The sequence below is a fragment of the Xanthomonas hydrangeae genome (genome assembly GCF_032697525.1).
Taxonomy (GTDB): domain Bacteria; phylum Pseudomonadota; class Gammaproteobacteria; order Xanthomonadales; family Xanthomonadaceae; genus Xanthomonas; species Xanthomonas hydrangeae.
The window spans coordinates 3,789,465-3,801,031 of record NZ_CP103836.1 but is presented as its reverse complement, the minus strand read 5'-3'; the positions used below and the strand labels follow the sequence as shown (position 1 = coordinate 3,801,031).

Sequence of the window (11,567 nt, the reverse complement as noted above, 5' to 3'; positions counted from 1 at the left end):
TTATGGGCAGATTCATGGTTCAAGCGGAGACAGAGTACTGCGTGGTCGCGTGGTCGCGCGCGGTGCCCTAGCCGCCCGCGGGACACGCCGCAAGTACGTCCATGTAGGCTCGGTGGCGGCATCCATGCCGCCACACGGTCCCGCAAGCGGCGAGGACACCGCACCAGAAAGTGAGCCGGTTACTTTGTTGAAAGCCTGCCTGTTGATCTCTTTGCGTTGCGAAGCTGATCGGACGCGCAGTTATCCAGACAGCGCATGTCATGCCTTGCTTGCAACCATGCATACCGACCATCTTGATTGGCCCTTGCCCGCTCACCGTCGCGGGACCTGATGTAGTCACAAGCTAGTTAGTCGAGTGCGCGGTGCCCTCGCCGCTCGCGGGACACGCCGCAAGTACGTCCGTGTAGGCTCGGTGGCGGCATCCATGCCGCCACACGGTCCCGCAATCGGCGAGGGCACCGCACCAGAAAGATTGCTGGTCGCTTTGTTGAAAGCCATGCACACCGACCATCTCGACTGGCCCTTGCCCGCCCACCGTCGCGGGACCTTACGCGGCATGGATGCCGCGTAAGAGCCTACATGGACGTACTTGCGGCGTGTCCCGCGATGGTGGGCGGGCAAGGGCCCTCCAGCAAACCCACAGGTCACCGCTCTGCAACTGATCTATCTGCACTGTCCAAATCACTTCCACGACAACCGAGATTCAAAGTCGTAGCGTCTTTTCAGGTTCTGCACTGCAGACCACACGGTACTTCAGCGATCGCAGCCACGTGTCGCACAACTCCCAATCACGCAATGCACTCAACTTTCGCCACTTTTGACCAGCAAATGCTTGGCGAACATCCCATGCAGCTTGCCGAAGGCGCGTGCCAGATGCAGCGTGACGAACAGCAGCAGCACGCCCACGACGAACAACGGCAGCGCCAGCAAGGGGCTGGTGACATCCACGCCATCCCAGGTCAGCACCGCCGTGTTGTCGAACAACAGCGCCAACGGTGAAGCGGCCAACCCCAGCGACAGCGACAACAATGTGGTGAACACGCTGAAGTAAATGATGCCCAGCGGCAGCATCAGCAGGAAGTACAGCATCGTGCTCCAGGTGCGCGCATCGGTGAACATCGCACCGATGCGTTGCAGCCAACTGCCCTGCAGCCCGGGATGCGCAGGGCGACGCGGCATGCGCACGCCGAGCAGCGTCTCCACCACGCGGCCTTCCACCAGCGACAGCACACGCACCGACCCGAAAAACAGCACCAGCAGCGGCACACCGACGATCAGGATCAACAGGCCCGCCGACAGACTCGCGCCGGTCACCACCCAGGTGAAATAGAACACGCCGGTGACCAGGGACAGCAGCATGTAGAACAATGCGCCGTACGTGCGCGGGTCGGCCGCGACGCCGAAGAACCTGCCCACCCAGGAACTGCGTTTGGGCGGCAGCGGCGGACGCAGTGCGCGCGTCACCGTCACTTCGGTCTCGCGATAGATCTCGGCCACTTCATCCGGCGCGCCGTAGCTACCGGCCACCGCCGCGATCACTTCCGCCTCGCTCTTGTCAGCGTGCTCGGCCAGTTCGGCGCGCAGGTATTCCTCGGCGTCGTAGAGCGCGTCCTGGATCATCGCCGGGTCCGCGCCGGCCAGGGCCTGGCGCAACTGGGTCAGGTAATCGGGAATGGTGGTCGGCAACGGACGTGTCTGCGCAATGGTCGTCATGGGTGAGTCCCCTCCAGCACTGAATCAACGGAATCGCGGGTGGCGCGCCAGGCGGCGGTCCAGTCGCGCAGGCAATCGCGCCCGGTTTGGGTGATGCGGTAGTAGCGCCGCGGCGGACCGGACGCAGAGGGCTCGACATGGCTCTGCAGCAGCCCTGCCGCTTCCAGATTGCGCAGCACCGGATACAGCGCACTCTGCTTGCCGCTCAGCACGCCGTCCAATCGCTCCAGGCGCTTGGCGATCAGGTAGCCATACAGCGGCTCGTCGGCCTGCGCCAGCACTGCCAGCAATGCCAGCGACACGGTGCCGGCGCTCAGCTCTTTCTGAAATTTTCGTAGGTAGGCATCCGGCTCGCTCATCGCCATCTCCGCTAGGTCGAAGACGATACTAGTAATAAGTTAGGTATAGCGAATGTGCTGTTAGTCATGGAGCCGGGTTATGTCATTCGGGATTCGGGATTCGGGATTCGCAAAAGCATGCCGGCCGAGAATTTCGGTGTATCGACTCAAGCGAACTGAAGAAGAAGTGGCACACCAATCCCCACACCCGCTGCTGCGAATCCCCAATCCCCAATGACAAATTCCGGCTCATGTACTTAGAACCATTGGGTTACTGCCTTTACGGCATGGCTCCACTACAGTCCTTGGTCACTGAGCCGATACACCGTGCTCAGGCGACTCACTTTTAGATAGGGCGACACGATGCGACTTGCGCGTTTGGCACGACCGGCCATGGCTGACACTTCCTTTGGTACCACCCGGCGCCTCTGCCTTGCGATCGGGTTGTCGCTGCCTGGCGTGAGCGTTGCACAGGCGCAGACAGCGCCGGTCAATGCCGAGCAGACCCAGCCGGACAGCACCAAATCGCAAGCGCCTGCCGCAGCACCTGCTGTCCCTGCTGCGCCCGCTGCATCCAAGGGTTACCCGCTCGAAGCGCAGGGTTGGGGTGCCAAACAGGGCGGCAACATGTGGCAGGTGCGCTGGGTCGAAGACTGGTCGTATCTGAAAGATCCGTCCAAGCGCAAGAGCCCGTTCGATCCGCTCAAGTACATCCCGCTCAGCGAATCCGGCGATGTCTACGTGTCGCTCAGCAACGAGCTGCGCGTACGCAGCAACACCATCACCAATCCCGGCCTGATTCCGGGCAGCCATTCGCAGCAACAGTATCTGTTACGTGCATTCTTCGGCGCCGACTTCCATCTCGGCGAGCACTTCCGTCTGTATACGGAACTGGCGCACGGCAGTCTGGATGGGCGCAACGAAGGCGCCAAGACCGGTACCCAGGAAAACAATGCGATCCTGCAGCAGGTGTTCTTTGACGTGAAGGGCGACATCGGCGGCGCCGACACCGGTCTGCGTGTGGGCCGTCAGGTGTTCGTCGACGGCCCGACCACATTGATGGCGCTGCGCGACAACACCGATATCTTTGTGACCTTCAACGGTGTGCGCGCCTGGGCGATCGGCGAAAAGACCCGTGTGGACGTGTTCGATTTCAACTTCAATCTGGATGGCACCGAAGGGTTGGGCGACGATCGCATCGACCGCTCGCGGCATTTCCGCGGCGTGGTTGGCGGGTATCGCCTGCCGACCGCCAAGCCGATGTATCTGGAGCCGTTCTTCTACCAGTTCCGCAACGACAATCAGCTGTGGGGCCGGCAGACCGCCGAAGAAAACCGCAATTACTACGGTCTGCGTCTGTGGGGCAATGTGGGCAAGCTGCGCACCGATTCGTTCGTGACCGTGCAGCGCGGCAGCTTCGGCGGACGCGACCTGCGCGCGTACATGGCGAGCACCTCCAATGCCTGGACGTTGAGCGATAGCGGCTGGAAGCCGCGCGTGGGGTTTCATAGCGAAATCGCCTCCGGTGGTGGCGGCACCTCCGGCACCGGCACCTTGCGCAACAACAATTTTCTCTACGGCAACACGATCTACTTCAGCTGGGCGACGTTCTTCGGCCCGGTCAACCTGGTCACTGCCGCACCGACGCTGATCTTCTCGCCCACGCCCAAGCTCACCGTGAACCTGGAGTGGGAAACCTTGTGGCGCCAGACCACCAGCGATGCGATCTACAACAACCAGGCGCGCGCCTATGCACGTACGCAGAGCACCGGCGAGCGCCGCATCGGCACCATGCCGCGCATCAACGCGACCTGGAACATCGACCCGAACTGGTCGGTGACCTTCCGCGCCGAACACCTGATCGCCGGCCCTGCGCTGACCAAGGCCGGTTACGGCGATTCGACCTTCGTGATGGGGTGGTTGAATTTCCGGTTCTGAGCAAGCGGTACGCTCCGATCGTTGTTCTGCACTGATCTGCGCACTAGGATCGGACGCGATGAATGTGTTGGTTGCATAGCGGCTTGGCTGCAGCTTGGCTGCAGGGCCCTTGCCCGCCCACCATCGCGGGACACGCCGCAAGTACATCCGTGTAGGCTCTTACGCGGCATCCATGCCGCGTAAGGTCCCGCGACGGTGGGCGGGCAAGGACCAGTGGAGATGGTCGGTGTGCAGGTTTTCAACAAAACAGCCGACTCACTTTCTGGTGCGGTGTCCTCACCGATTGCGGGACCGTGTGGCGGCATGGATGCCGCCACCGAGCCTCCAGGGATGGATTCACGGCGTGTCCCGCGAGCGGTGAGGGCACCGCGCGCTCGACTAACCAGGCTTTTGACCTAAGCATTTGACTGCACCTACGACGACGCACCGAATCGAAAGATTGATTGGCTTTGAGTAGTTGGACAGTGCGGAGAGATCGCTTGTAGAGCCGACGATCTTCGGCTTGGCGGCAGGGCCCTTGCCCGCCTACCGTCGCGGGACACGCCGCAAGTACGTCCGTGTAGGCTCTTACGCGGCATCCATGCCGCGTAAGGTCCCGCGACGGTGGGCGGGCAAGGACCAGTCAAGATGGTCGGTGTGTATGGTTTTCAATAAAACAGCCGGCAAACTTTCTGGTGCGGTGTCCTCACCGCTTGCGGGACCGTGTGGCGGCATGGATGCCGCCACCGAGCCTACATGGACGTACTTGCGGCGTGTCCCGCGAGCGGTGAGGGCACCGCGCGCTCGACCGACTCGGTTTTTGACTGCATCTAAACGCCACTAACTCCGTTTGATCGATATTGCCGCCGGCTCAGGCGGCCGCTTGCTGCCGGCCAGCGGCCACTGATCTTCCACCACATTCTCCTCGGGCCTGGCGTATTGACGCAGCTGCACGCTCCGGCCATCGGCACCGGGCTGGAGTGGTCGCGCTTGTCCGCGCAGCGCTGGCGGCAAGCCGGCAAGGCGCTGCTCAAGTATCTGCGCATCGCTGGAATGATCGCGTAACCACAGCACTGCCGACAGCGCGCGCAATGCAGCCGCAGTGTCCTGGAGCTTGTGCTGATAATGCGCATAGTCAGGGCGTGCCACACCCGCCAACAGACACCCAACCGCATTGGCAATACACCCCATCGACATAGTGTCCGGTACTGGAATCATTGCCTGCGGCACCGCTCGATCCTGCGCCAGCAAGGTCTGCACCGGCGCGCTACACGCCCAGGTATAGGTCGGCGCCATCAGCGCACGGGTACGCTCGTGGTCGAGCAGACGCAGCGAAAACCGCTCGTCCCAGGACAGGTCGGTTGCCGGGTCCTTGCGAACCTCTGTCTCGAGCATCGACAGCACCATCTGCGATTCACCGTGCAATGCGTTGCACAACGAGACCTCATCGACCGCAAGCGGCGCGAATGCAGCGAGGCATTGCGCGTGTAATGGATGCTTTGCAGGCAGCTCGGCCAGCATTTCAGCAAACAGATGCGCATTGGTACGCAGCATCGCCGCGCCAACCATCGGCATGATGAGGTTGTCGCCGCTGCGCAGCAGTACCCGCGCAACCCGTGCATCGGCGCAGACGCCCGCCAGCGCCTGCTCGGTGCGTCCTTGGACGAAGTCCAGCGCGTTGCCGGTCATCGACAGCTTGAACTGCGGCAGTGTCGGTAGCGGGGCGGTGGCGCTGGGCGGGAACGGGCTGCGGTAATCTGCATAGCCGGCAAGATCGCGCAACTTGATCAACTGCGGCCTCTGTGCGGCTAGCGCGTCGGCATAGGCTTGCGGCCGTTGACGGATTCGATCCAGGCACCCGTCATAGCGCGTACACAGTTCCGGGGCCGACGCAGGCCAATCCGGCCGGCGTGGATAGCGTGTGGCGGCGCTTTGCAATGGCATGCCGGCAGGCAGGCGTTCGAACCGCTGCACATCCTGCGCAAGCAGCGCCTCGCGCTGTGCATCCGGCACCGCGTACGGCAACGACCATAGCGCGACAAACATGTTGCGCCCACGCAGCGGCAGCGGCGGTTGACGCAGTTGCGCCAACGCCTGGCGTTGTGCCTCAGGAATCGGCCAGCGCGCGGAGATCGCGTACAGGGCAACCAGTAGGGCAACCAGAATGCAGAGCCCCAGCAGGGCCGACTTGAGGAATCTGGCGAGCATGCGTTTGCAACCTTCCGTGGATGAACTGCGCCATCTTAGAGCGGCCGACACCGGCTCACGCGTGCCATAACGCATATGCGCACTTGCCGTCTCCCGGGCGAACAGGCACCGCCTCAGGTCTGCACCGGACCGGGCCGAGTGCCTACAATGCGCGGATGTCCGAATCCCCCACTCCGCATCCCCGCCCTTCCCTGCAACGGGTCTTTCTGACCGGTTTGCTCACCCTGCTGCCGGTCTGGTTGACCTGGGTGGTGGTGAAGTTCGTGTTCTCGCTGCTCTCTGGCATCAGCAGCCCGTGGGTGGTGCCGTTGTCCGAACGCATCGCCGCCTCGTTCCCCGACTATCTGGGCTGGATCAAGGCGCTGTGGGTGCAGAACACCATCGCGCTGATCGCCACCGTGGGCGCGATCCTGTTCGTCGGCATCCTGAGCCGGCGCGTGATCGGCCAGCGCCTGTTGCGCTGGTTCGAGGCGATCATGCGGCGCATCCCGTTGGCCAGCGTGGTCTACGACAGCGCGCGCAAGTTGCTCGACATCCTGCAGACCCAGCCCGGCAGCACCCAACGCGTGGTGCTGATCGACTTCCCGCATCGCGACATGAAGTCGGTGGGCCTGGTCACGCGCGTGATCAAGGAACAAGGCACCGGCCGCGAGCTGGCGGCGGTATATGTGCCGACCACGCCCAACCCGACCTCCGGCTATCTGGAGATCGTGCCGGTGGAGTTGCTCACGCCGACCGACTGGACCGTGGATCAGGCGATGAGCTTCATCATTTCCGGCGGCGCGGTGGCGCCGGAGTCGGTGCCCTTCACCCGTACCGCGGATCGCTAAGGCCATGACACAGGTGCGTACCCTCGACGATCGTGCGGTCCGCCTGTTCATTGCGCTGGCCGCGTTCTTCTGCGTCAATGCCGCGCTGGCCGAGTTCATCGGCGTCAAGATCTTTGCGCTGGAAGATACGCTCGGCATCGCGCCGCTGAACTGGAATCTGTTCGGCCAGACCGGCTCGCTCAGCTTCACCGCCGGCACCTTGCTGTGGCCGGTGGTGTTCATCATGACCGACACCATCAACGAGTTCTTCGGCAGCCGCGGGGTGCGTTTCATCTCGTGGGTGGCGGTGGCGCTGATCGGCTACGGCTTCGTGTTTGCGTTCGCCGCGATTGCGCTGGCGCCGGCCGGTTGGTGGGTCACTGCGGCGCAAAGCCAGGGCGTGCCCGATTATCAGGCGGCGTTTGCGGCGGTGTTCGGGCAAGGGTTGTGGACGATCGGCGGCTCGCTGGTGGCGTTCCTGTTCGGCCAGTTGATCGATGTCTCGGTGTTCCACCGCATCCGCCGCGCCACCGGCGAAAAGCACGTGTGGCTGCGCGCCACCGGCTCCACGGCGGTGTCGCAGTTGGTGGACAGCTTTGTGGTGATCTACATCGCCTTCGTGCTTGGCCCGCAGCATTGGTCCACCGACCAGTTTCTGGCGGTGAGCACGCTCAACTACGTCTACAAGATGGGTTTTGCGATCGCGTTGATCCCGCTGCTGTATCTGGCCCGGCGCGCCATCAGTGCGTATCTGGGCGCTGCGCGCGCCGAGCAGTTGCGTGAGGAAGCCGCTGCCGACTGAGCGTGGCCGGCAAGACGAACGCGCTCACCGCCAGGTACGCGCAGTTGGCGCCCGCAACGGCGTGTCGCACTCGACCGCCGTGTTTACTAGAACACGCTCCCGTGCACATCACGACTGCCAGCTCCGTTTTGTCAGCCACTCCGAGCGGACCAAAGTCGCCCGTCGAAATTTTGTTCAATCCGTCATCGCCCTCGCTGGCCATGCTGTTGCGCCCCGCTATGGACGTCGCGCAATGGATCATCTTGTGGCAATGGCGAGCTTCGCGCTGGTGTGCTCGATTTCGCCTGGCCCGGTCAACCTGGTCGCGCTGAGCACCGGCGCCAGCGCCGGCGTGCGTGCCGGGCATACCCATGTAATCGGGGCCACCGTGGGCTTCGTGGCGCTGCTGTTGTTGGTCGGCATGGGGCTGCAGCAGGTATTGGTGCGCTGGCCGCTGCTCGGACGCGCATTGCATCTGGCCGGGGTAGCGTTTCTGCTCTACATGGCGTGGCGCCTGCTGCGCGACGATGGCGTCATCGACGCTGCCAGGCCGCGCTCGAGCGCCTCGTTCTGGAACGGCGCGGCGATGCAATGGCTCAACCCCAAAGCCTGGCTGGCGGCGACCTCCGGCGTGGCGCTGTATGCAACGGCAGGCAGCACGCAACTGGCCGGCTTTGCGGCGGTGTATGCGCTGATCTGCTATCCCTCGCTGGCGTGCTGGTTGCTGGCCGGCGCAGTGCTGCGGCGGCATGTGCAGGTACCGAAACAGCTACGCCGGTTGAATCGGGTATTGGCCGCGCTGCTGGTGCTCAGCGCCGTCTATCTGCTGATGGACTTCTGCTGAGGGCATGGGGTCCGGCACTGCGATAGTGCCCGGGTGTCACCGCCCAGGCGCGCTTGAAGCTGCGCTGCAGATGCGCCTGGTCGGCATATCCGTGTGCATAGGCGACCTCGGCAATGCCGCCACCGCGACGCAAGGCCTCACGCGCACGCTGAAACCGGCAGTCCAGCAGATACGCGTGCGGGGTCAGACCATGGGCCTGACGAAAACCGCGAATCAAGCGCGGCGCGGGCATCCCGGCCAGCGCGCACAGTTCGCGCAGCGACACCGCACGCGCGTGATGGGCCTGCAGATACTCGGCCACCTGCCGCATCGGCCCGGTATCGACCGCAACCGCACGGCTGATCGGCTCCACATGCAGATGCAGCCGCGCCACGAACGCGATCAACGCGCTCTCGCGTGCAAGCGCATCGGCGTTGTCGTCGATCAGCAGCGCGTGCATGCGGTCGAAAGCGGCGTAGGCTGCCGGCGTCTGGCACAACGGCGCTGCCAGCATGTGCACATCCGCACTGGCGGCCAAACCGAGTGCGCGTTGTTGTTCGCGCAGCCACGCCACGTCCAGATACAGCATGCGGAACGACCAGTCCTGCTGCGGATCCGGATTGCAGGCATGCACATCGCCGGGGTTGATCAAGGTCAGCGACTGCGCGCCCACCTGCGCCCGCACGCGTCCATTGCGGTAACGCGCAAGCCCGCGATCCACCGCACCCACCGACCATTGCTCGTGCGTATGCGCCGCATAACAGAGCGTGCGGCTGTTGATCACCTGGCGGAGTTCGACGAAGGGCAATGCCGCATCGCGCCAGAAGCCCTGCCCGCCTTGCAGGGGCAACTGGGTCCCGCGTGTCGATTCATCCTGTTGCATGCGCGCAAGACTATCGCACTGCAACATGCGTGTGCGCCGCCCACCTGCAGTGCGGGCTTCATGAATTTCAGGCGGGCCAGGTGTCGCGGGTGGGTGGCTTGAACGGTGCGGATCGGGCAAGCTCCCCGCTCGCTTGTTCCCGGAGCCGGTAATGCCCCTCAGCTTTTCCCGCCTGCTGTCCCTGGCCATGGCCGCCATCATGAGCCTGTCGCTGGCAGCGCCCGCCGATGCGGCCAAAAAGAAAACCGGCAAGGCACAGACCTCGCAAACGCGCGCGAAGGCGAGCAAAGGCAAGAAGACCGCCAAGCCGGCGGCCAGGACTACCAAGGCTGCCAAAGGAGGCAAAGCCGCCAAGGCCAAGCCGCGCGTCGTCGCCCCGCCCGTGGTGCTGACCAAGGCGCAGCAGCTCAACCTGCTTTACGACCAGTACTGGGATGCCTCGCTCAAGCTCAACCCGCTGCAGGCCACCTTCCAGGGCGAAACCCGCTACAACGACCAGTTGCCCAACTTCCTGTCGCCGGCGTTCCGCCAGCAGTCGCACGACTTCACCGTGCTGTGGCTGGGCAAGGCCGAAGCGTTGGGGCCGGACGGTTTGAGCGGGCAGGACCTGCTCAGCTATCAGATCTTCGTGCGCGATGCGCGCAGCGCGCTGGCGGCCGAGCAGTTCCCCAGCTGGATGCTGCCGATCAACCAGTTCTACAACATCGCCAGCATCGCGGTGGTGCTGGGCTCGGGCACTGGCGCGCAGCCGTTCAAGACGGTCAAGGACTATGACAACTGGTCGCGGCGTGCGGTCGGCATCCCCGAGTTGTTCGACCAGGCGATCAGCAATATGCGCGCCGGCATGCAGGCCGGCGTGGTGCAGCCGAAGGTGCTGATGCAAAAAGTGCTGCCGCAACTGGATGCGATCATCGCGCGCAATGCCGAAGACAGCCTGTTCTGGGGCCCGGTGCGCAACCTGCCGGCAGACATGCCCGAGGCCGACAAGCAGCGCATCACCGCCGAATACAAGCGCCTGATCGAAGTGCGCATCATGCCGGCTTACCGGGAGCTGCGCGGCTTTATCGCCACCGAATACCTGCCGGCCTGCCGCGATACCGACGGACTGACGGCGCTGCCCAATGGCGCGGCCTGGTATGCCTACGACGTGCGTCAGAGCACCACCTCCGAGCTGACCCCGGACCAGATCCATCAGATCGGGCTGGACGAGGTGGCGCGCCTGCAGGGCGAGATCGCCGCGCTGGCCAAGCAGGTCAAGTTCCGCGGCAACCTGCCCAAGTTCTACAAGTTCATGCAGACCGACAGGCGCTTCGCGTTCCGTAGCGACACCGAATTGCTGGGTTATTACCGTGGGCTGCAGGGCCGCGTACAGCTGGCGGTGCCGCGCCTGTTCAATGTCCAGGGCATGCCGGCGCTGGAAGTGCGTGTGGTGGAAGCGCAGCGCGCGCAAGCGGCCGCCAGTGGCTCGTACATGCGCCCCAACGGCGACGGCAGCACGCCGGGCATCTTCTACGTCAACACCTCCGACCTGCCCTCGCGCAAGACCTGGGAGGCCGAGAGCCTGTATCTGCACGAGGCCATTCCCGGCCACCATTTCCAGCTCGGGCTGCAGCAGCAGCTGACCGATCTGCCCAAGTTCCGCCGCCTGGGCGGCGAGACGGCGTATATCGAAGGCTGGGGCCTGTACGCCGAGTCGCTGGGGCGCGAGCTGGGGCTGTATCAGGATCCGTACAACACCTACGGCTATCTGCAGAACGCGCTATGGCGCTCGATTCGTCTGGTGGCCGACACCGGCCTGCACAGCAAGGGCTGGAGCCGCACCCAGGCGATCGATTACATGCTGGACAACTCGGGCATGAGCCGCACCGATGCCGAAGCCGAGGTGGACCGCTACATGGCCATCCCCGGCCAGGCGCTGGCCTACAAGGTCGGCGAGATGAAGATCGCACAGCTGCGCGAACAGGCGCAGCGCGAATTGGGTCCACGCTTCGACGTGCGCGCCTTCCACACCGAAGTGCTCAAGGACGGCTCGGTGCCGCTGGAGATCCTGCAGGACAAGATCCAGCGCTGGATCGCCACGCAAAAAGGCTGAGGC

Annotated in this window: 9 protein-coding genes and 1 pseudogene; 5 read left to right on the top strand and 5 right to left on the bottom strand. The window is 64.0% G+C overall.

The window, feature by feature from the left end:
• Positions 1-347: 347 nt before the first annotated feature.
• The 3 genes and pseudogenes from NYR97_RS22475 to NYR97_RS16230 form a co-directional block, all read right to left on the bottom strand.
• Positions 348-547: pseudogene (locus NYR97_RS22475) on the bottom strand (hypothetical protein); the annotation flags it as partial.
• A 254-nt stretch (positions 548-801) separates the two neighbouring features.
• The gene (locus NYR97_RS16235; protein WP_316694626.1) at positions 802-1,713 is read right to left on the bottom strand and encodes a sensor domain-containing protein; all 912 of its coding nucleotides are present in this window, start codon (positions 1,711-1,713) and stop codon (positions 802-804) included.
• Positions 1,710-2,072 (bottom strand): PadR family transcriptional regulator, encoded by a 363-nt coding sequence (locus NYR97_RS16230; RefSeq protein WP_162498259.1) that lies wholly within the window; start codon positions 2,070-2,072, stop codon positions 1,710-1,712. Before NYR97_RS16230 ends, NYR97_RS16235 begins: the two co-directional genes overlap by 4 nt.
• A gap of 342 nt (positions 2,073-2,414) precedes the next feature.
• Between NYR97_RS16230 and NYR97_RS16225 the strand changes: the two genes are divergently transcribed.
• The gene (locus NYR97_RS16225; RefSeq protein WP_316694624.1) at positions 2,415-3,989 is read left to right on the top strand and encodes an alginate export family protein; all 1,575 of its coding nucleotides are present in this window, start codon (positions 2,415-2,417) and stop codon (positions 3,987-3,989) included.
• Positions 3,990-4,808: 819 nt separating this feature from the next.
• Here NYR97_RS16225 and NYR97_RS16220 read toward each other — a convergent pair.
• A complete protein-coding gene (locus NYR97_RS16220) occupies positions 4,809-6,176 on the bottom strand; it encodes an RING finger protein (protein WP_316694622.1) in 1,368 nt (455 codons plus the stop codon).
• 155 nt (positions 6,177-6,331) lie between these two features.
• Here NYR97_RS16220 and NYR97_RS16215 point away from each other — a divergent pair, with 155 nt between their 5' ends.
• The 3 genes from NYR97_RS16215 (at position 6,332) to NYR97_RS16205 (ending at position 8,610) form a co-directional block, all read left to right on the top strand.
• Entirely contained in the window at positions 6,332-7,006 is a 675-nt protein-coding gene (locus NYR97_RS16215; protein ID WP_210761988.1) for a DUF502 domain-containing protein, read from the top strand.
• Positions 7,007-7,010: 4 nt separating this feature from the next.
• Positions 7,011-7,787 (top strand): queuosine precursor transporter, encoded by a 777-nt coding sequence (locus NYR97_RS16210; protein WP_210761989.1) that lies wholly within the window; start codon positions 7,011-7,013, stop codon positions 7,785-7,787.
• 232 nt (positions 7,788-8,019) lie between these two features.
• Positions 8,020-8,610, top strand: coding sequence for a LysE family translocator (locus NYR97_RS16205; RefSeq protein ID WP_316694620.1), 591 nt, complete (start codon positions 8,020-8,022; stop codon positions 8,608-8,610).
• Here the strand turns inward: NYR97_RS16205 and NYR97_RS16200 are convergent.
• Positions 8,576-9,499: an AraC family transcriptional regulator gene (locus tag NYR97_RS16200; RefSeq protein WP_316694618.1), complete on the bottom strand. Its 924-nt coding sequence runs from the start codon at positions 9,497-9,499 to the stop codon at positions 8,576-8,578. The genes NYR97_RS16205 and NYR97_RS16200 overlap by 35 nt on opposite strands.
• A 124-nt stretch (positions 9,500-9,623) precedes the next feature.
• On the opposite strand from NYR97_RS16200, the gene NYR97_RS16195 reads away from it, so the two are divergent.
• Positions 9,624-11,564 (top strand): DUF885 domain-containing protein, encoded by a 1,941-nt coding sequence (locus NYR97_RS16195; RefSeq protein WP_316694616.1) that lies wholly within the window; start codon positions 9,624-9,626, stop codon positions 11,562-11,564.
• Positions 11,565-11,567 lie beyond the last annotated feature (3 nt).

What these genes read in the sequence shown, in the direction of transcription:
- NYR97_RS16235 (WP_316694626.1), bottom strand. Translation starts at nt 1,713, where the DNA reads ATGACGACCATTGCGCAGACACGTCCGTTGCCGACCACCATTCCCGAT.
- NYR97_RS16200 (WP_316694618.1), bottom strand. Translation starts at nt 9,499, where the DNA reads ATGTTGCAGTGCGATAGTCTTGCGCGCATGCAACAGGATGAATCGACA.
- NYR97_RS16225 (WP_316694624.1), top strand. Translation starts at nt 2,415, where the DNA reads ATGCGACTTGCGCGTTTGGCACGACCGGCCATGGCTGACACTTCCTTT.
- NYR97_RS16210 (WP_210761989.1), top strand. Translation starts at nt 7,011, where the DNA reads ATGACACAGGTGCGTACCCTCGACGATCGTGCGGTCCGCCTGTTCATT.
- NYR97_RS16215 (WP_210761988.1), top strand. Translation starts at nt 6,332, where the DNA reads ATGTCCGAATCCCCCACTCCGCATCCCCGCCCTTCCCTGCAACGGGTC.
- NYR97_RS16220 (WP_316694622.1), bottom strand. Translation starts at nt 6,176, where the DNA reads ATGCTCGCCAGATTCCTCAAGTCGGCCCTGCTGGGGCTCTGCATTCTG.
- NYR97_RS16195 (WP_316694616.1), top strand. Translation starts at nt 9,624, where the DNA reads ATGCCCCTCAGCTTTTCCCGCCTGCTGTCCCTGGCCATGGCCGCCATC.
- NYR97_RS16205 (WP_316694620.1), top strand. Translation starts at nt 8,020, where the DNA reads ATGGATCATCTTGTGGCAATGGCGAGCTTCGCGCTGGTGTGCTCGATT.
- NYR97_RS16230 (WP_162498259.1), bottom strand. Translation starts at nt 2,072, where the DNA reads ATGAGCGAGCCGGATGCCTACCTACGAAAATTTCAGAAAGAGCTGAGC.